We start from the raw sequence: 19,271 nt of genomic DNA, 5'->3' as shown, positions 1-19,271 counted from the left end.
GGTGGTGCTTGACCTGCCCCGCCCGGGGACCGAGGATCATGAGTCATGACGCAGGGACAGGGCAGCACGGTTGACGGGGTGCTGCGGCGCAGCGCCCGGCGTACCCCCGCACGGGTGGCGGTGGAGTACGGCGAGCGCCGGTGGACGTACGAGGAACTCGACGACGCCGTCTCACGGGCGGCGACCGTCCTGCTCGGCCAGGGCCTCGAACGCGGCGACCGGGTCGGCGCCTACGGCCACAACTCCGACGCCTACCTGATCGCCTTCCTCGCCTGCGCCCGGGCCGGCCTGGTGCACGTCCCCGTCAACCAGAACCTGACCGGCGACGACCTCGCGTACATCCTCGGCCAGTCGGGCAGCGCACTGGTGCTCGCCGACCCGGACCTCACCGGCCGACTTCCCGACGGGCCACGGGTGTTGCCGCTGCGGGACGCCGACGGCTCGCTCCTCGCCCGACTCGCGGACGCGTCGCCGTACGACGGACCCGAACCGCGGACCGAGGAACTGGTCCAGCTGCTCTACACCTCGGGGACCACCGCGCTGCCCAAGGGCGCGATGATGACCCACCGGGCGCTGGTGCACGAGTACCTGAGCGCGATCGCCGCCCTCGACCTCAGCGCCGGGGACCGGCCCGCACACGCGCTGCCGCTCTACCACTCCGCCCAGATGCATGTGTTCCTGCTGCCGTACCTGGCGGTCGGGGCCACGAACATCATCCTGGACGGGCCCGACGGAGACACCCTCTTCGACCTGGTCGAGACCGGCCGCGCGGACAGCCTGTTCGCGCCGCCCACGGTGTGGATCGGGCTGTCCAACCGGCCCGACTTCGCGACCCGCGACCTCGGCGGGCTGCGCAAGGCGTACTACGGGGCGTCGGTCATGCCGGTACCGGTTCTCGAGCGGCTGCGCGAACGGCTCCCGAAACTCGCCCTGTTCAACTGTTTCGGGCAGAGCGAGATCGGGCCGCTGGCCACCGTGCTCGCGCCCGAGGAGCACAAGGGACGGCTGGACTCCTGCGGCCGTACCGTGCTGTTCGTCGAGGCACGCGTGGTCGGCGAGGACGGCCAGGACGTGCCCGACGGCACACCCGGCGAGATCGTCTACCGCTCACCGCAACTGTGCGAGGGCTACTGGGAGAAGCCCGAGGAGACCGAAGAGGCCTTCCGGGACGGCTGGTTCCACTCCGGTGACCTGGCGGTCCGCGACGCCGACGGCTACTTCACGATCGTCGACCGGGTGAAGGACGTCATCAACTCCGGTGGTGTGCTGGTCGCTTCACGGCAGGTCGAGGACGCCCTCTACACCCATGAGGCGGTCGCCGAGGCCGCCGTGATCGGCCTGCCCGACGAGCAGTGGATCGAGATGGTCACGGCGGTCGTCGTGCCGCGCGGCGAGGCCGACGAGGCCCGGCTGATCGCCCATGTCAAGGAGACCCTGCCCGGTTTCAAGGCACCCAAGCGGGTCCTGTTCGTGGACGCCCTGCCCCGCAACGCCAGCGGGAAGATCCTCAAGCGCGAGCTGCGGGACCGGTTCGGCCCCTCCTCGTGAGGAGCCAAGAAGTCCGGTTCCATACCGTGTGCGGCTTCCGGTTCCACCTCCGCCGTTCACCGGGGGCGTGCACATAGCAGACATGCGCTGCTGCCTCCCCGTCCCCCTCGGCGCACTCGCGGGCATACCCGGCCCCAGCGAGGTGCTGCGCTCCGGTCTCCTGCTCGCCCCCGCCCTGCTCCGCTCCGCACTCCCCACCGCCCGCCCCCGGCACCCCCGCTCCCTCGCCGCCGTCCACCTGGAACTGGTCACCCTCACCGAGGACCGCGCCGTCATCGCCTGGCACACCGCCCAGCCCGGCACCGACGACGGCACCGGCCGTATGCTGCCCGCCGTCACCGAGGGCGAGGTCCGCTACGGCACCCACCCCGCCCGCCTCAACCGCACCGCGGGCGACGACCGGCCCACCGCCCACCACCACATCGAGCTCACCGGCCTGGAACCCGGGCAGACGTACTACTACCAGGCCCACTCCAGGGGCGTGCCCGCCACCCCCACCGCGCTGCACCTGGTGCGCGGCAACGCGGCCGGCACCTCCCGGCACGGCCTCGGCTCGCCCGGCGGCCCCTACTCCTTCACCACCCCACAGCCCCCGCCCGGCCGCCACCTCCTGTCCCTCGCCCTCTGCAACGACCTGCACATCGGCGAGACCGTCGCCGGTCTGGTGGCCGGCGTCGCCTTCCTGCGCGGAGTGGCACAACGGGCGGGGCTCGCCCCGTACCCCGAGCTCATGAGCCGCGCCGTGGTGGACGAGGCCCGCCGCCGCGGAGCCCAGCTGCTGCTGGCCGCCGGCGACCTTTCCGCCGGTGGCGGACCGCGCGACCTGGCGGAGGCCAGACGCATCCTGGACGGCTTCGGCACCCATGCACGGGACTACTTCGTCGTACGGGGCAACCACGACCGGGGCTCGCGGGACGGCGACGCCTTCCACCGGGTGTTCGGCGGGCAGGACCGTCCCGACTGGTTCGAGCACGACGTGGGCGGACTGCGGATCATCGGCCTCGACACCTACGACAAGCGCGGCAACGGCGGCGACGCCGGCGGCCTCGGCGCCGAGCAGCTGTCCTGGTTCCGGAGCCGCCTGCGCGCCCACAGGGAACAGCCCACCGTCGTCTTCGGACACCATCCGCTCACCGTCAGGGACGCCCTCTTCCCGGTGAGCCCCGGACAGCGCCTGGGCCGCCGCCAGGCCCGCGCGATCCTGCGGGCCTATGCCGCCGCCCCGGGTGTGTTCCTCCACCATGTCGGCCACACCCATCGCAACAAGCGCACCCATGTGCCGCTCGCCCCGCAGGTGACCCTGCAGGAGGTCGGCGCCGCCAAGGAGTACCCGGGCGGATTCTTCCTGCTGCGGATCCACTCCGGCGGCTACGCGCTCAACTTCTTCCGGGCACGCGCCGCTGAGGCCCTGGAATGGAACGAGCGCAGCCGCCGGCAGGCCGGGGGACTGTGGCCCTACCACGCGCTCGGCCGCACCGTCGCCGACCGCAACAGCGTGACCGCCCGCGACCTGTCCGGCATCGACCGCCTCGGACCGCAGTCCGCGATGCCCGGTTCGCCCCAAGGGATGACAGCCGCGCCGAACCCGCCGCCGGATGTGGCCCGGGGAACGGCACCTCCGTAGCTTGGGGACATGTCGACCCTGTGGGAACTCATGCACGATTGCATCCCTGGCGACCATGCCCGCCAGGTCACCTCCCGCTACTACCTCGACCAGGCCATGCGCTCCCCACGGGCACCGGACCGGGTGGTCGACCTCGGATGCGGACGGGGCACGTCGGCCGGGCTCTTCCGCAGACACGACTCCGCCGTGCGCTGGGTGGGAGTCGACATCCGTGACTCCCCGGAGGCCGCACAGCACCGGGCCGGAGCCGACACCGTGGTGCACTTCGACGGCGTCAACCTGCCGTTCCGCTCCGACACCGTGCCGCTGGTCTACTCGCACCAGGTCTTCGAGCATGTCGCCCGGCCCAGGGAACTGCTCGCGGAGGTGGGCAGAGTGCTGCGCCCGGGAGGGCTGTTCATCGGCAGCACCTCCCAGTTCGAGCCGTATCACTCCTTCAGCCTGTGGAACTACACGCCGTACGGATTCCGGGTGCTGGTCGAGGCGGCCGGGCTCGCCCTGGAGGAGATCCGGCCCTCGCTCGACGGCGTGACACTGATCATGCGCACCTACCACGGCACACGGATGCGGGAGTACGGCCGGTTCTGGCGCAAGGAGTCGCCGCTCAACACGGAGATCGACACCTGGGCCCGCAAGGGAGGCCGCAAGACGGCCCTGGTGAACCTGCGCAAGCTCACGTTCTGCGGGCAGTTCGCGTTCCGGGTGCGCAAGCCGGGAGCACCTGCCTGACGCCGCGACCGGCCGCCCGACGGCGCGGTCGTCCGCCGAACTCCGTTGCGCCGGCCCGCCACCGTCCCCGACGATCAGCCCCATGCCCACCTTCACCGCATCGGACGGGACCCGCCTCGCCTACCACGTCAGAGGCGAGGGCGAACCGCTCCTCGTGCTGCCGGGCGGGCCCATGCGCGCCTCCGCCTACCTCGGGGACCTCGGCGGACTGACCGCCCACCGCCGGCTGATCCTGCTCGACCTGCGGGGGACCGGAGACTCCGCGCCGCCCGCCGACCCGGCGTCGTACCGCTGCGACCGACTGGTCGACGACGTGGAGATATTGCGCGCCCACATAGGGCTCGACCACATGGACGTACTGTCGCACTCGGCGGGCGCCAGTCTGGCGATCCTGTACGCGGCGGCCCATCCGCACCGGGTGCGCCGGCTCGCGCTGATCACCGGCAACCCCTCGGCCCTGGGCCTGAGGGCCACCCCGGAGGAGCGGCTCGCGGCGGCCCGGCTGCGCGCCGCGGAACCCTGGTACGAGAAGGCGTTCCCCCTGCTGGAGGCATGGCTGACGGGTGCCGGGGACTTCGACGAGGTGTTCCTGCCCTTCTTCCACGGCCGTTGGGACGCCGCCGCCCAGGCCCATGTCGCGGCCACCGAGGAGCAGCCCAACTTCGAGGCCGGCGACCACTACTTCGCCGACGGCGCCTTCACCCCGGACGCCACCCGGGCCGCCCTGCGCGCCCTGACCGCCCCCGTCCTGGTGTACGCCGGCGAACTCGACGGCGGTCCGAGCCCCGACCTGGCCCGGCGTGCCGCCGAGGCCTTCCCGAACGCCGAGGTCACCGTCCAGCCCGGCGCCGCCCACTACCCCTGGCTGGACGACCCCGAGTGGTTCGTCCGCCGTACCGTCGAATTCCTCGACGGCTGAGCCGAGTTCAGGCCCGCGGTCCGAACGCCGTCAGGAAGCGGTCGCGGAACTCGTTCATCGCCCAGATCGGGGCGTCCCCGGCCGGCTTCAGGCCCGGTGTCCAGCCCCAGCCGGCGACCCGGTCCAGGACCTTCGGGTCATGGGCGACGATCGTGATCGGAACGTCCCTGCGCGGGCTGCCCGCCACGACCTCCGGACGCGGCTGGTGGTCGCCGAGGAAGACCAGGACCGTGTCCTTGCCGGCGTAGCGCCGCATGAACCCGAACAGGCTGTGCAGGGAGTACTCGATAGAGGTCCGGTACTCGGTGCGCACCCGCTCGTTGTCCTTCCAGACCTCCGCCGGGTCCTTGCCCTCCTTCTCGATCCGCCCGAAGACCGAGCCGTCGCCCAGGCCTTTCCAGTCGATCATGCGGGGCAGGGGCGCCCAGGGCTGGTGACTGGAGGCAAGGATGATCTCCGCCATGATCGGACGCCGGTTCCTCTTCCCGTACTCCAGACGCTCGAAGGACTGGAGGGTGAACTGGTCCGGGACCGGCGTCCAGCTGAAGTACGGGCCGTGGTAACCGAGATGCGTGGAGTCGTAGCTGCGGTCGAGGCCGAAGAAACCGGCCTCCGGCCAGGCGGTGCGGACGCCCGGGACGACTCCGACCGTGCTCCACGCGCCGGTCTTCCGGAAGTACTTGGCCAGGGTCATCCGGTCGCCGGAGACGAGGTTGCGATAGCGCTGCTGGTTGTCGATCCACAGCCCGGACAGCAGCGTCGCATGGCACATCCAGCTGCCCGCCCCGATCACCGGGGACCGCAGCCAGCCGCTGCGCGCCTCGAACCCGGCCGCCCTGAGGGAGGCGCCGCCCTCCTTGAGCACCGCGCCGACCGGCGGCGCCATCGCCGGGTCCTCGATCGCCGTACGGCCGTAACTCTCGATGAACGTGATGAGCACGTCCTTGCCGCGCAGGCCCGTCAGCAGCCGGTCCGGCGGGGTCTTCGCGAAGGCGTCGACGGCGGCCTCCTTCCGGAAGACGCGTGCGTCCCTGAGCCCGGCGCGGACCGCGTGGAGGCGCTCGTGGACCAGCTGGGCGTCGAGCGTCGAGGCGACGGGGGCACCGCCGACCCGGAGACCGAAGACCGCACAGGTGACCCAGACGACGGCCAGCACCAGGGTGGTACCGCCCGCGGGCGGGCGCCGCTCGGCCATCCGGTCGGCGAGCCGCACCATGGCGAGCGTGCTCAGGGCGAGCACGGCCACGACCAGGAGCACGGCCCCGGCGACGGCGAGCACCTGGCTGCTCCGGCCGAACGAGTCGCGCACGTAGTCCGCCGCGTCGTCCAGCAGGATCCAGTCCAGCACCAGGTCGAAGGGGCGCTGGAGCACCGAGTAGAAGCCCATGTCCAGGCACTTCACCAGCGTCAGCACCCCGAGCCCCCCGCCCGCCGCCACCGCCGTGACGCGCCGCGCCCGTCCGGGCAGCACCAGCAGCACGGCCGCCAGCACGATCCCCTCGGCAGGGAGGCGCAGGAACGCCTTCGGCCCTAGCCGGTCGAGCTGGTTCGGCAGCAGCAGCGCGGCCAGCAGCAGGGCGGCGGCCAGCACCGTCGTCCCCACCGTGACGGTCCGGACGACACGCGGATGCCGCCGCGGCCGAGCAGGGGTGGGGTACGACACCGGAGGTCCTTCCATACGGCCGCCGTAGCTCTGTGTGCACGATCGATGCCATATCGTGCGCACAGAGTACGATCCCCGCACCGCCCCCCGGCGGCGGCACACCCACGCGTCCTACCGGTCGGCGACCGACGGACGCGGCCGGTGGCTCAGGTCCGCGGCCCGTACGCCGTCAGGAAGCGGTCGCGGAACTTGTCCATGGTCCACTCCGGGGCGTTGTCCGCGGGCTTGATCCCCTCCGTCCAGCCCCAGTCGGAGACCCGGTCCAGGACCTTCGGGTCGCGGGCGACGATGGTGACCGGCACGTCCCTGTTGGCGGTGCCTCCTGTGACCGTCGGGACGGGCTGGTGGTCGCCGAGGAAGACGAGGACGGTGTTGTCGTCGCCGTAGCGCTGCATCCACTGGGTCAGGCTGTCCAGCGAGTACTGGATCGCCTTGCGGTACTCGGTCCGCACGCGCTGCGCGCTCTTCCAGACCTCCGTCGGGTTCGTGCCCTCCTTCTTGATCTTGTAGAAGATCTTGCCGTTCCCGAGGTCCTTCCAGCCGATGATGTGGGCGATGGGGGACCAGGGGTTGTGGCTGGAGGCCAGGATGATCTCCGCCATGATCGGGTCACGGTTCTTCTTGCCGTGCTCCAGCTTCTGGAAGGCCTCCAGGCTGAACTGGTCCGGCACCGGCGTCCAGCTGAAGTACGGACCCTCGTAGCCGAGGTGCGTGGAGTCGTAGATGTGGTCGAGGCCGAAGTACTTTCCCTCCGGCCACGCCTTGCGCACACCTGGGACGATGCCGACCGTGCGCCAGGCGCCGGTCTTCTGGAAGTAGCTGGTGAGGGTCGCGCGGTCGCTGGTGGTCAGGGTCCGGTACCGCTCCTGGTTCTTGACCCACAGGCCGGACAGGAACGTCGAGTGGGCGAGCCAGCTGCCGGCGCCCGTCACGGGCGACCTGAGCCAGCCGCTGCGCGCCGCGAAACCGGCCGCCTTGAGCCGGGCGTTCCCCTCGGCGAGCGTCGCGTCGATCTGCGGCGCCATCGCCGGATCGTCGATGGCCACCCGGCCGTAGCTCTCGATGAAGGTGAACATCACGTCCTTGCCGCGCAGCCCGGTCAGCAACTGGTCGGACGGGGTCTGGGCGAACTTGTCGACGTGCATCTGCTGGGCGAAGACCTTGGCGTCGCCCAGCCCGTCACGGACGTACTGCACACGGTGGGCGAGGAAGTCGCTGTAGCCCTTGGTCGCGAACGGGACACTGGCGAACTGCACGCTCAGCGAGAAGCAGGTGATCCACACCGTACCGAGGGCGAGCGTGGTGCCCGCCGCCACGGGGCGGTGCCGGGCCATGAGGTCGGCCAGCCGCAGCACCGCGAGCGCGCTCACCGCGATCACGGCGACGAGCAGGACCAGCACCCCGACCACCGCGAGCACCTCGCCGGCGCGCCCGAAGGAGTCCTTCATCCAGTCCGCCGCGTCGGTCAGCAGGGGCCAGTCGAAGACCAGGTCGAACGGCCGGGCCAGGGTCTGGTAGAAGCCCATGTCGACGAGCTTCAGGACGGTGGACAGCCCGAGGAACGTGCCCGCGACGACGGCCGCGATCCGCCGCGCCTTCGACGGCAGTGCGAGCAGCACGATCGCGAGGAAGATCGCCTCGACGGGAAGGCGGAGGACCGACTGCACGGTGAGCCGGTCGAGGCGGTCGGGCACGACGATCGCGACGATCACGAACGCACCGGCCAGGACACTGGTGCCCACCCGCACGGCGGCCGCGGTGCGGGGGTAACGACGGCGCCAGCCGAACCAGCCGGGTCGGCCGGATATGACGGCCTGGTCGGTGGGCCCGGTCTCGTCCCCGACCGCGGCGGGGTCCGCGTGCGACTCGTCGGCCTCGGCGTCTGTGTCGGTGTCGGCCTTCGCGTCGGCGTCGGCCTTGGCCTTGGCGTCGGTCTCGGCTTCGGCTTCGGCCTCGGCCTTGGTGTCGGTCTCGGCTTCGGCTTCGGCCTTGGTGTCGGTCTCGGCCTTCACGTCGGCGTCGTTCTCGGCGTCGGTGTCGTTCCCGGTGTCGGCCTTGGCGTCGTTCTCGGCATCGGCATCGGCCTTGGCGGCGCCGTCGGAGTCGTTCTCGGCCTCGGGCTTGGCGTCGGCGTCGGTGTCCTGGGGGCGGGCCCCTGCTGACGCCGGGGCCGGGGCGGTGTGTGGGGCGGCGGCCTCCGGGGTGCCTTCGTTGTCGGCGGCACCAGTGTGCGGGGCGGTGGACTCCTCGGCCGCCAGGCCGCGTTCCTCGTCGCCGGTCGCCTCGTCCGCCTGCTCCTCGGTGCCGGGGTTCGGGCTCGAGCCGGCCTCTTCGGCCGCCTCGGGACCTCTCCCCGGCTCGTTCGTCTCGGCCTCGTCGTCCGTCGGGCGTGCATCCGCCTCGGTGTTCGACCCGGCGCCGGGTTCCGCTGTTGCGGCCGATGCTCCCTCCGTCCGGTCCGCGGCCGGCGCGTCCGCGTCCGTGTCCAGCAGTTGGCGAGGGGGCGGGAGGTGCGACACCCGTACGTCCTTCCATGCGAAGCCCGGTGATGGCACGGCGACCGGACCCGCAGGCCAGGACCGCCAACCTCGCGTACGGCCCCACGTAACCCCACGTTCAACAGCCCAGGTCAACCGCGCGCAAAGAGTACGCCCGGCCGGTCCCGTGCTGCTCGCGAGGCCGCCCCTACCGGTCGGCGGCCACCGCCACCGCCCGCGCCCACCGGTAGTCCGCCTTCCCGCTCGGCGACCGCTGGACGGCCTCGGCGATCACCAGTTGACGGGGGACCTTGTACCCGGCCAGCCGGGAACGGCAGTGCGTCTGGACGTCGGAGAGGGAGAGCGGTGCAGCGCCCTCGCGCAGCTGCACCACGGCCGCCACATGGTTGCCCCACCTGGCGTCCGGCACCCCGGCCACCAGTGCGTCGTAGACGTCCGGGTGCGACTTCAGCGCCTGCTCGACCTCCTCCGGATACACCTTCTCGCCCCCGGTGTTGATGCACTGCGAGCCCCGCCCGAGCACGGTCACCACACCGTCCTCGTCGACGGTCGCCATGTCGCCGAGAAGGACCCAGCGGCGGCCGTCCTTCTCGAAGAAGGTCTCGGCGGTTTTCCCCGGGTCGTTGTAGTAGCCGAGCGGTACGTGTCCGCTCTGCGCGACCCGGCCGATCTCGCCCGTCGTCACCGGTTCATGGGTCGCCGGATCGACCACCTGCGTACGGGAGTTGACGCGGACGCGGAAGCCGCTGCCGGCCCCGGAGTCGTCGGTCGCGGTGCCGTTGAAGCCGGACTCGGAGGACCCGAAGTTGTTCAGCAGCATGGCGTTCGGGACGAGTTCGCTGAACTCGCGGCGGACGGTCTCGGAGAGGATCGCGCCCGAGGAGGAGACACTGAACATGGCGGAGCAGTCGGTGCCCTTCATCGGCCCCTTCAGGGCGTCGATCAGCGGACGCAGCATCGCGTCGCCGACCAGCGACATGCTGGTGACCCTCTCCTTCTCGACGGTCCGCAGTACTTCCTCGGGCACGAACTTGCGGTGGATCACCACGCGTTGCCCGAAGTTGAAACCGATGAGGGAGGTGAGCGTCGACGTGCCGTGCATCAGCGGGGGAGTGGGGAAGAAGGTGATCCCGGTCCCGCCCGCGGCCACCCGCTCGGCCAGCTCCGCCGGCCGCTTCACCGGCTCACCGGTCGGTGCGCCGCCGCCCAGCCCGGCGAAGAACAGGTCCTCCTGACGCCACATCACACCCTTGGGCATCCCCGTGGTGCCGCCGGTGTAGATGATGAACTGGTCGTCGCCCGAGCGCGCCGGGAACCCGCGCCCGGGTGACCCGGCGGCCTCGGCCTCCGCGAAGGACAGGGCTTTGAGGCCCGAGGCCGGCTCACCCACCCGCACCAGGTGCCGCAACTTCGTTGCCCTGGGCAGCGCCGCCGCCACCCGGTCGTCGAACTCCGCGTCGAAGACCAGCGCGACCAGGTCCGCGTCCCGGTAGAGGTACACCAACTCCTCTTCTACATAGCGGTAGTTGACGTTGACCGGCACGACCCGTGCCTTCAGGCAGCCGAACACGGTCTGGAGGTACTCGACCCCGTTGTAGAGGTGCAGCCCGAGATGCTCGCCGGGGCGGATCCCGCTGTCGATCAGGTGATGGCCGATCCGGTTGGCGGCGGCGTCCAGCTCCGCGTACGTCAGCCGGCGCTCCGCACCCGTGCCGGGGTGGTCGATGTACACGAGCGCCTCGCGGTCCGAGGCCACGTCGACGACCGACTCGAACAGATCGGCAAGGTTGTACTCCACCGCTCCTCCTGACCCCGGCAACCATGACGAAGAAAGGCGCAACTGTCGGTTCGCCGGTCATCAGAGCAAAGGGCGCGGCAAGTGGGAAGGGTTCGCGCGAAGAAATCTGACTGTCTGTCAGAAAACCCTTGAAGTGCCTCCCGCCCTACTGCAACCTGTTCTCGTTCTTTCAGAGGGGAGACGGTCCATGGGTGGGACAGAACACCTCACCGTGCGGCGCGAAGGCGCCACACTGGTGCTCACGCTCAACAGGCCCGAGGCCAAGAACGCGCTCTCGATCTCCATGCTCGTCGGCCTGTACGACGGCTGGATCGAGGCCGACGAGGACGACGGCATCCGCTCGATCGTGCTCACCGGGGCCGGGGGTGCCTTCTGCGCCGGGATGGACCTCAAGGCGCTGGCCGGAAAAGGCATGGAGGGAGAGCACCTGCGCGACCGGCTGAAGGCCGACCCGGATCTGCACTGGAAGGCGATGCTCCGCCACCATCGCCCGCGCAAACCGGTGATCGCCGCCGTCGAGGGGTACTGCGTCGCGGGTGGCACGGAGATCCTCCAGGGCACCGACATCCGGGTCGCCGGCGAGTCCGCGACGTTCGGTCTCTTCGAGGTCAGGCGCGGGCTGTTCCCGATCGGCGGCTCCACGGTCCGGCTGCAACGCCAGATCCCGCGCACCCATGCGCTGGAGATGTTGCTGACCGGGCGGCCGTACAGCGCGCGCGAGGCCGCCGACATCGGGCTGGTCGGGCATGTCGTCCCCGACGGTGGTGCGCTCGACAGGGCGCTGGAGATCGCCGAACAGATCAACGCGTGCGGGCCGCTGGCGGTCGAGGCGGTCAAGGCGTCGGTGTACGAGGCCGCGGAGCTGACGGAGACCGAAGGGCTTGCCGCTGAGCTGAAGAGGGGGTGGCCGATCTTCGATACGGCCGATGCGAAGGAAGGTGCTCGTGCCTTCGCGGAGAAGCGGGCGCCTGTCTACAAGCGTGCGTAGAGCTGCACCGGCCCAGGGCGGTCCGTTCGGTGCGGGTCGTAGGTGGGTGGTCGCGCCCACGCGGCGGTAGCCGCATATCCAACACAGCCCCGCGCCCCTTACAGGGCGCTACACACCGACCTTGCTCAGGAGGCAGCGCGGATGCCCGAAGTGCTCAAAGCCCCCCTCGTCGTCGAGTTCCCCTTCACCCGGTCCCTCGGCCCCGTCCAGAGCGCGTTCCTCACCGGGCTGCGCGAACGCGTCGTCCTCGGGGTGAAGACCGGCGACGGCCGTACCCTCGTCCCGCCCGTCGAGTACGACCCCGTCAGTGCCGAGGAGATCCGCGACCTCGTCGAGGTCGCCCCCACCGGCACGGTCACCACCTGGGCCTGGAACCACGACCCCCGCCGCGGCCAGCCACTCGACACCCCGTTCGCCTGGATCCTGGTCCGCCTCGACGGTGCCGACACCGCCCTGCTGCACGCCCTCGACGCACCCGGACCCGACGCCGTGCACACCGGCATGCGGGTCCGCATCCGCTGGGCCGAGGAGCGCACCGGCGCCATCACCGACATCGCCTGCTTCGAGCCCTACGACGGCGAAACCGTCGAACCCGGCGGGCACGACGGCGCGTTCGAGGACGCCGTCCACGGCATCGTCGCCCACGCCCGTCTCGACTACACCTACTCGCCCGGCCGCGCCCAGACCGCGTACATCAACGCCCTGTCGTCCCGGCGGACGTTCGGCGAGCGCTGCCCCTCCTGCCGGAAGGTGTACGTCCCGCCGAGGGGTGCGTGCCCCACATGTGGGGTGGCCACATCCGAACAGGTCGAGGTGGGGCCCGCGGGCACGGTCACCACCTTCTGCATCGTCAACATCAAGGCGAAGAACCTCGACATCGAGGTGCCGTACGTCTACGCCCACATCGCCCTCGACGGCGCCGGCCTCGCCCTGCACGGCCGGATCGGCGGCATCCCCTACGACCAGGTGCGGATGGGGCTGCGGGTGGAGCCGGTGTGGACCGAGGGGGCCCGCTACCCCGACCACTACCGGCCCACCGGCGAACCCGACGCGGACTACGACATGTACAAGGAGCTGCTGTGATGCGGGACATAGCACTGGTCGCCTTCGCGCAGACCGACCACCGGCGCACCAGCGAGGAGCTCTCCGAGGTGGAGATGCTCATGCCGGTGCTGCACGACGTGCTCGGACAGACCGGACTGAAGACCGCCGACATCGGCTTCACCTGCTCCGGCTCCAGCGACTACCTGGCCGGCCGCGCGTTCTCCTTCACCCTCGCCCTCGACGGCGTCGGCGCCTGGCCGCCGATCTCCGAGTCGCATGTCGAGATGGACGGCGCCTGGGCGCTGTACGAGGCCTGGACCAAGCTGCTCGCCGGGGACGCCGACACCGCGCTCGTCTACTCCTACGGCAAGTCCTCACCCGGCTCGGTGCGGGACGTGCTGACGCGGCAGCTCGACCCGTACTACGTGGCGCCCCTCTGGCCGGACTCCGTCGCCCTCGCCGCGCTCCAGGCGCAGGCCCTCGTCGACGCCGGGGAGACCGACGAGCCCGCGCTGGCCGCCGTCGGCGCCCGCAGCAGGGCGGATGCCGACTCCAACCCCCATGCACAGCTCAGGGGTTCGGTGGCGCAGGGGGACTACGTCGTACGTCCGCTCCGTACCGGTGACTGCCCGCCCATCGGGGACGGCGCCGCCGCCGTGATCCTCGCGGCGGGGGAGCGGGCCAGGGAACTGTGTGACCGCCCGGCCTGGATCCGGGGCATCGACCACCGTATCGAGGCGCACAGCCTGGGCGTCCGGGACCTCACCGACTCACCGTCCGCCCGGCTCGCGGCCGAGAAGGCCGGTGCCTTCGAACAGCCCGTCGACACGGCCGAGTTGCACGCGCCGTTCAGCTCCCAGGAGGTCGTGCTGCGCAAGGCGCTCCGGCTCGGCGACGAGGTCCGCGTGAACCCGTCCGGCGGGGCCCTCGCCGCCAACCCGATCATGGCCGCCGGGCTCATCCGCATCGGCGAGGCCGCCGCCCGTATCCACCGGGGCGAGTCCGACCGCGCCCTCGCCCACGCCACCTCAGGGCCCTGTCTGCAGCAGAACCTGGTCGCCGTACTCGAAGGGGATCCGCGATGAGCAAGGAGCCCGTGGCCGTCGTAGGGATCGGCCAGACCAAGCACGTGGCGGCCCGGCGGGACGTGTCGATCGCGGGGCTCGTGCGCGAGGCCGCGCGACGCGCGCTCGACGACGCCGAGTTGGGCTGGGCCGACATCGACGCCGTCGTCATCGGCAAGGCGCCCGACTTCTTCGAGGGCGTGATGATGCCCGAGCTCTACCTGGCGGACGCGCTGGGGGCGGTGGGCAAGCCCATGTTGCGGGTCCACACGGCGGGCTCGGTGGGCGGGTCGACCGCACTGGTCGCCGCCAACCTCGTCGCCTCCCGGGTCCACTCCACCGTGCTGACCCTCGCCTTCGAAAAGCAGTCCGAGTCCAACGCCATGTGGGGGCTGTCCCTGCCCATCCCCTTCCAGCAGCCGCTGCTGGCCGGCGCGGGCGGATTCTTCGCACCCCATGTGCGGGCCTACATGCGGCGCAGCGGCGCCCCCGACACGGTCGGCTCGCTCGTCGCCTACAAGGACCGGCGCAACGCGCTGAAGAACCCCTACGCCCACCTCCACGAGCACGACATCACCCTGGAGAAGGTCCAGGCGTCCCCCATGCTGTGGGACCCCATCCGCTACTCGGAGACCTGCCCCTCCTCCGACGGCGCCTGTGCCATGGTCCTCACCGACCGGGCGGGAGCCGCGCGCTCCCCGAAGCCCCCGGCCTGGATGCTGGGCGGTGCCATGCGCAGCGAGCCGACCCTGTTCGCCGGCAAGGACGCCGTGTCACCGCAGGCCGGAAAGGACTGTGCGGCGGACGTCTACCGGCAGGCCGGAATCGCCGACCCGCGCCGCGACATCGACGCGGTCGAGATGTATGTGCCGTTCTCCTGGTACGAGCCCATGTGGCTGGAGAACCTCGGCTTCGCCGAGGAGGGCGAGGGCTGGAAACTCACCGAATCGGGTGTCACCGAACTCGACGGTGACCTCCCCGTCAACATGTCGGGCGGAGTGCTCTCCACCAATCCGATCGGTGCCTCCGGGATGATCCGCTTCGCCGAGGCGGCCCTCCAGGTGCGCGGCCAGGCCGGAGAACACCAGGTGGACGGGGCCAGGAAGGTCCTCGGACACGCCTACGGCGGCGGTTCCCAGTTCTTCTCGATGTGGCTCGTCGGCGCCGCGGCCCCGGACTCCTGAAAGGACCGCTTCACGTGGCCTGTCGAGTGCCGTGACCGATCGCTAGGCTGGCCGCGGACGACGAGTCGGGAGGAGCACGGACGTGGCCGAGAGCACCATCCAGCAGCAGCCGGTACGGGGCTGGGAGAAGCCGGAGCTGGACCTCAGCGGGGCCGAGTGGCAGTCCAGCAGCCGTGGCCTGGGGGATGTCCAGATCGCCTTTGTCGAGGGATTCATCGCGATGCGCAACAGCGGCCGCGAGGAGAGCCCTTCCCTGATCTTCACCCCCGCCGAATGGGGTGCCTTCGTGTCGGGGGCCCGGGAGGGCGAGTTCGATCTGACCTGAGAGTTTCCCCGGTTCCGCGGCAGAGTGGTGAACCGGGGGGTGTTCCACAAGGATTTCCGGACACGTGACCAGCAGCGCCCTTCCGGGGCCGCCGCCTGAGACAGGCTGGCCCCGGACAGGGAAGGTCGTATTCCGGAGGTGAGCAACGATGAGCACTGCGCCGGTCATCGCCGCGGTGGACGGTTCGGACGACAGCCTGCGCGCCCTGGACTGGGCCGCCGACGCGGCCCGGCGCAGGGCCGCGACGCTGCGCGTGGTCCATGTGCGCCAGTACGCCGCCTGGGGACAGCCCGACGTCCTGGTCGCCGGGGAGCAGGCCCCCGCGGGTGACCCCGTGCTCGACGAGGTCCGCGACCGGCTGCACGCCGGTGAGGGCGGACTGACCGTCGAGTACGTCGCCCTGGAGGGCGCTCCGTCCGCGCTCCTGCCCGAACTGGGCTCCGACGCCCAGCTGCTGGTGCTCGGCTCCCGGGGCCGCGGCGGCTTCGCCAGCCTTCTGCTCGGGTCCAACGGGATGACCGCAGCTCGCGACGCCCGCTGCCCGGTGGTCGTCGTACCCCGGCCCGGCCGCCAGGTCGACGACGGGTTCCCCGCCGGGCCCGGGCCGCGGGTCGTCGTCGGGCTGGACGTGGACAGCCCCGACGAGGCGACCCTCACCTTCGCCTTCGCGCAGGCCGCGTCGCGCGGTGCCCGGCTCCAGGCGATCGCGGCCTACCCCTGGCCGCTGCAGTCCTGGGTCGCGGCCGGGGAGACGGTCCCGCCGGTCATCGACCAGGACGAGGTCGAGCAGGAGACCCGCACCCTCGCCGAGGGCTTCCTGGCCCCGCACCTCAAGGATCACCCGAACGTGCGAGCCGACGCCCTCGCGCTGCCCGGCGACGCGGCCGGTCTGCTGGTCGCCGCCTCCAAAGGCGCCGAGCTCGTCGTCGTCGGCCGGCACCGCCGGAGCCTGCTCGCCCCCGCCCGGATGCTGGGCTCCGTCACCCACGCCGTACTGCTGCACGCGGCCGCCCCGATCGCGGTGGTCCCGCCGACACCGTCCGAGGAGTGATGTCAAGGCCCTTGGACCAGTAACCCACAGTAGAGAGCGGATCACCCGCGTGGGGCGTACGCTGAGCTGCCTGCAAGCCACGGTGCGCGCCCGCTCCCCGCGCTCGCGCATCACCGTGGCAGGGGGTGGTCATGGGACAGCGGGTCCTGCGGAACCGACGGACACTGTACGAGCGCGAGAGTGAACTCACTGCCGTCGACGAGGCGTTGGACGAACTCACCGGCCTGAGCGCGGACGGGACGGTACCGGCCGACCGGCCGCTCGGCGCGCTGCTCGCCTTCGCCGGCCGCGCCGGAATCGGCAAGACCACCCTGCTCGCCGAGGTCCGACGCCGGGCCGCCGCCCTGGGCTGCACGGTGCTCTCCGCACGCGGCGGCGACCAGGAACAGCGCGTCGCCTTCCATGTCGCCCGCCAGCTCCTGCAACCCCGCCTCGCCGGCGCACCCGAGGCCGAACTCCGCGCCTCACTGGGCAGTTGGTACGACATCGTCGGCCCCGCCCTCGGCCTGTGCGCCCCCACCGAGGGCGCCCCGCCCGACCAGCAGGGCCTGCGCGACGGCCTCGACTGGGTACTCACCCACCTCGCCGTGCGCCGCGCCCCGATGGTCCTCGCCCTCGACGACGCCCACTGGGCCGACCCCGAATCCCTCGGCTGGCTCGCCGCGTTCGCACCCCGCGCCGAGCAACTCCCGCTGCTCATCGTCGTCGCGTACCGTCCCGACGAACTCCCTGACCACGCCGAGTCGTTGCGCGGACTGCCCGGCCGGGCCGGCGGCCGCCCGCACGACCTCGAACCGCTCAGCGCCGACGCCGTCGCCGGCCTGGTCCGCGAGAGCCTCGGCGAACACGCCGACGACGCCTTCTGCCACGAGTCCTGGGCCGTCACCTCCGGCAACCCCTTCGAGATCGTCGAACTCACCGCCAAGGTCCACGACCGGGGCCTGGACCCCACCGAGGCCGGCGCACCCCTGCTGCGCGACCTCGCCGCCGCCGTCAAGGGCAGCGGACTGATCGCCCGGCTCGAACGCCTCGGCCCCTCCGCCGTACGGTTCGCCTGGGCCTGCGCCGTCCTCGGCACCGAGATCCATCCCGCGCTCGCCGCCGCCGTCGCCGGTCTCGGCCACGAGGAGGCCGCCGACGCCGCCGACGCCCTGCGCGGCGCCCGCATCCTCACCGGGGCCGAGACCCTGGAGTTCGTCCACCCCCTGATCGCCACCGCCGTCTACCGGGCCATCCCGCCCGCCACCCGCGTCGCCCTGCACGGCCAGGCCGCCTGGTGCGTGATCGACGACGGGCAGGGTGCCACGGCCGCCGCCCGCCACCTCCTGGAGACCCACCCCGAGGGCGACGCCTGGGTCGTACAGCAGCTGCGCGCCGCCGCCGGCGAGACCCTCCGGGCCGGCGCCCCCGACACCGCCCGCAGCTACCTCGCCCGCGCCCTGCGCGAACCCCCGCCCGCCAGGGAACGCGCCGCCGTCCTCCACGAACTCGGCAGCGCCTCCCTGCTCACCGAACCCGCCACCACCGTCAACCATCTCCGCGCGGCCCTCCAGGAGCCCATCGCCGAGCCCGCCCTGCGCCACCACATCGTCTACCGGCTCTCCCAGGTCCTGGCCCACAGCGACCGCCTCGCCGAGGCCTCCGAGACCCTCGCCCACGAGATCCGGGTGACCGGCGACGCCCGGGTCCGGTTGCGGATGCTCTCCGAACAGTTCATGTGGGACGCGTTCCGCGCCGACGAACCCGACCACCCCTCCCGCTCCCGCCGGCTGGCCAGGCTCGCCGACCGCCTGCACGGCCGCGACCTCACCGAGCGGTACATCATCGGCCTGCGCACCTGGGACGCGATCCAGCGTGGCGAACCCGCCGACGTCGCCCTCTACCACGCCGAACGCGCCCTCGCCGGGGGGCTCGGCTGGGCCGAGGCCGACCGCGGTTTCGAGGTGCCCGTCCTGGTGTCCCTCGCGTTCATGTACGCCGACCGGCCCGACCGCACCGAGGAACTCTTCGCCGCCGGGATCGCCGACTACGAACGCCAGGGCTGGCGCGGTGGGCACCTCTCCTTCGCCTACACGCTCCTCGGCTACGTCCGCTACCGGCGCGGCCGGCTCGCCGAGGCGGAGGACCTGGTCCGCTCCGGACTGCGCCTCGCCGAACGCGTCGGACCCGGGACTCCCGCCTACTGGTACGCCCTCGGCACCCTCATCCAGACCCTCATCGCCCGCGGCCGCACCGAGGAGGCCACCCGGCTGGCCGAGGACCACTCCTTCCGTGAACCCTTCCCGGCGGCCGTGGTCTTCCCGGACGCCCAGACGGTCTACGGCGAACTGCTCCTCTCCCGCGGGCTCGCCAAGGCCGCGGCGGCCGAGCTCTCCGCGGCCGGCCGCCGCCTCGAACCACGCGGCATCCGCAACCCCGCGTGGTGCCCCTGGCAGCTCCACCTGGCCCGGGCCGAAGCCCACGACGCACCGGAACGCGCCCTGACGACGGCCCTGGAGGCGGTGACCCGCGCCCGCCAGTTCGGAGCCCCGTCGACGATCGGCCAGGCGCTGCGTACTGCGGCCGAAGTCTCGACGGGGTCGGCACGCGTGTCGTACCTGGAGGAGGCCGTGGCCCACCTGGACCGTTCCCCCGCGGCCTACGAACTGGCATGCGCGCTGGTGGCCCTGGGCACGGAACTCCACGACCCCGCCCACCTCCGCAGGGGCCTCGAAACGGCCGAGAAATGCGCGGCGGACGGCCTGGCGGCACAGGCCCGCGCCGAACTGGCCGCCACCGCGAAGCAAGCCGAGGGCGCAACCCCCTAGGGGCGCGGGGAACTGCGCGACGAGCCACA

General features: G+C 71.9%; 14 protein-coding genes. 11 read left to right on the top strand and 3 right to left on the bottom strand.

The window, feature by feature from the left end; genetic code table 11:
• Nucleotides 1–45: 45 nt before the first annotated feature.
• The 4 genes from ACIRR9_RS28450 (at nucleotide 46) to ACIRR9_RS28435 (ending at nucleotide 4,820) form a co-directional block, all read left to right on the top strand.
• Nucleotides 46–1,548, top strand: a complete 1,503-nt coding sequence (locus tag ACIRR9_RS28450; RefSeq protein WP_403757326.1) for an acyl-CoA synthetase — start codon at nucleotides 46–48, stop codon at nucleotides 1,546–1,548.
• A 67-nt stretch (nucleotides 1,549–1,615) separates the two neighbouring features.
• On the top strand, nucleotides 1,616–3,172 hold the full coding sequence (locus ACIRR9_RS28445; RefSeq protein ID WP_403757323.1) for a metallophosphoesterase: 1,557 nt from the start codon (nucleotides 1,616–1,618) through the stop codon (nucleotides 3,170–3,172).
• Between the two features lie 9 nt (nucleotides 3,173–3,181).
• Complete coding sequence (locus ACIRR9_RS28440; RefSeq protein ID WP_403757320.1) at nucleotides 3,182–3,901, top strand: class I SAM-dependent methyltransferase; 720 nt, start codon at nucleotides 3,182–3,184, stop codon at nucleotides 3,899–3,901.
• Between the two features lie 82 nt (nucleotides 3,902–3,983).
• The gene (locus tag ACIRR9_RS28435; protein ID WP_403757317.1) at nucleotides 3,984–4,820 is read left to right on the top strand and encodes an alpha/beta fold hydrolase; all 837 of its coding nucleotides are present in this window, start codon (nucleotides 3,984–3,986) and stop codon (nucleotides 4,818–4,820) included.
• Nucleotides 4,821–4,827: 7 nt separating this feature from the next.
• Here ACIRR9_RS28435 and ACIRR9_RS28430 read toward each other — a convergent pair whose 3' ends face one another.
• The 3 genes from ACIRR9_RS28430 to ACIRR9_RS28420 all read right to left on the bottom strand — a co-directional run bounded on the left by ACIRR9_RS28430 (nucleotide 4,828) and on the right by ACIRR9_RS28420 (nucleotide 10,779).
• Entirely contained in the window at nucleotides 4,828–6,498 is a 1,671-nt protein-coding gene (locus ACIRR9_RS28430) for a sulfatase (protein WP_403757314.1), read from the bottom strand.
• A gap of 131 nt (nucleotides 6,499–6,629) precedes the next feature.
• Nucleotides 6,630–8,495 (bottom strand): sulfatase, encoded by a 1,866-nt coding sequence (locus ACIRR9_RS28425; protein WP_403757492.1) that lies wholly within the window; start codon nucleotides 8,493–8,495, stop codon nucleotides 6,630–6,632.
• Between the two features lie 673 nt (nucleotides 8,496–9,168).
• Nucleotides 9,169–10,779, bottom strand: coding sequence for an acyl-CoA synthetase (locus ACIRR9_RS28420; RefSeq protein WP_403757311.1), 1,611 nt, complete (start codon nucleotides 10,777–10,779; stop codon nucleotides 9,169–9,171).
• Nucleotides 10,780–10,966: 187 nt separating this feature from the next.
• Between ACIRR9_RS28420 and ACIRR9_RS28415 the strand changes: the two genes are divergently transcribed.
• The 7 genes from ACIRR9_RS28415 to ACIRR9_RS28385 all read left to right on the top strand — a co-directional run bounded on the left by ACIRR9_RS28415 (nucleotide 10,967) and on the right by ACIRR9_RS28385 (nucleotide 19,242).
• Nucleotides 10,967–11,767, top strand: coding sequence for a crotonase/enoyl-CoA hydratase family protein (locus tag ACIRR9_RS28415; RefSeq protein ID WP_403757309.1), 801 nt, complete (start codon nucleotides 10,967–10,969; stop codon nucleotides 11,765–11,767).
• Between the two features lie 141 nt (nucleotides 11,768–11,908).
• Nucleotides 11,909–12,850, top strand: coding sequence for a Zn-ribbon domain-containing OB-fold protein (locus ACIRR9_RS28410; protein ID WP_403757306.1), 942 nt, complete (start codon nucleotides 11,909–11,911; stop codon nucleotides 12,848–12,850).
• Nucleotides 12,850–13,896, top strand: a complete 1,047-nt coding sequence (locus ACIRR9_RS28405; protein WP_403757303.1) for a thiolase domain-containing protein — start codon at nucleotides 12,850–12,852, stop codon at nucleotides 13,894–13,896. The genes ACIRR9_RS28410 and ACIRR9_RS28405 overlap by 1 nt, the downstream gene beginning before the upstream one ends.
• Nucleotides 13,893–15,059: a thiolase domain-containing protein gene (locus tag ACIRR9_RS28400; protein ID WP_384560495.1), complete on the top strand. Its 1,167-nt coding sequence runs from the start codon at nucleotides 13,893–13,895 to the stop codon at nucleotides 15,057–15,059. Before ACIRR9_RS28405 ends, ACIRR9_RS28400 begins: the two co-directional genes overlap by 4 nt.
• An 82-nt stretch (nucleotides 15,060–15,141) precedes the next feature.
• Nucleotides 15,142–15,384, top strand: a complete 243-nt coding sequence (locus ACIRR9_RS28395) for a DUF397 domain-containing protein (RefSeq protein ID WP_403757300.1) — start codon at nucleotides 15,142–15,144, stop codon at nucleotides 15,382–15,384.
• Nucleotides 15,385–15,532: 148 nt separating this feature from the next.
• Nucleotides 15,533–16,435, top strand: a complete 903-nt coding sequence (locus ACIRR9_RS28390) for a universal stress protein (protein WP_403757297.1) — start codon at nucleotides 15,533–15,535, stop codon at nucleotides 16,433–16,435.
• A gap of 131 nt (nucleotides 16,436–16,566) precedes the next feature.
• Nucleotides 16,567–19,242, top strand: a complete 2,676-nt coding sequence (locus ACIRR9_RS28385; RefSeq protein WP_403757294.1) for an ATP-binding protein — start codon at nucleotides 16,567–16,569, stop codon at nucleotides 19,240–19,242.
• Nucleotides 19,243–19,271 lie beyond the last annotated feature (29 nt).

Source organism: Streptomyces sp. NPDC101234 (assembly GCF_044767525.1).
Taxonomy (GTDB): Bacteria; Actinomycetota; Actinomycetes; order Streptomycetales; family Streptomycetaceae; genus Streptomyces; species Streptomyces sasae.
Note: the sequence above shows the minus strand (reverse complement) of the source record. Positions and strands in the feature narration are given on the sequence as shown.

Coding starts and splice junctions, on each gene's coding strand:
- ACIRR9_RS28450 (WP_403757326.1), top strand. CDS start 46: ATGACGCAGGGACAGGGCAGCACGGTTGACGGGGTGCTGCGGCGCAGC.
- ACIRR9_RS28440 (WP_403757320.1), top strand. CDS start 3,182: ATGTCGACCCTGTGGGAACTCATGCACGATTGCATCCCTGGCGACCAT.
- ACIRR9_RS28435 (WP_403757317.1), top strand. CDS start 3,984: ATGCCCACCTTCACCGCATCGGACGGGACCCGCCTCGCCTACCACGTC.
- ACIRR9_RS28430 (WP_403757314.1), bottom strand. CDS start 6,498: ATGGAAGGACCTCCGGTGTCGTACCCCACCCCTGCTCGGCCGCGGCGG.
- ACIRR9_RS28415 (WP_403757309.1), top strand. CDS start 10,967: ATGGGTGGGACAGAACACCTCACCGTGCGGCGCGAAGGCGCCACACTG.
- ACIRR9_RS28410 (WP_403757306.1), top strand. CDS start 11,909: ATGCCCGAAGTGCTCAAAGCCCCCCTCGTCGTCGAGTTCCCCTTCACC.
- ACIRR9_RS28405 (WP_403757303.1), top strand. CDS start 12,850: ATGCGGGACATAGCACTGGTCGCCTTCGCGCAGACCGACCACCGGCGC.
- ACIRR9_RS28400 (WP_384560495.1), top strand. CDS start 13,893: ATGAGCAAGGAGCCCGTGGCCGTCGTAGGGATCGGCCAGACCAAGCAC.
- ACIRR9_RS28390 (WP_403757297.1), top strand. CDS start 15,533: ATGAGCACTGCGCCGGTCATCGCCGCGGTGGACGGTTCGGACGACAGC.
- ACIRR9_RS28385 (WP_403757294.1), top strand. CDS start 16,567: ATGGGACAGCGGGTCCTGCGGAACCGACGGACACTGTACGAGCGCGAG.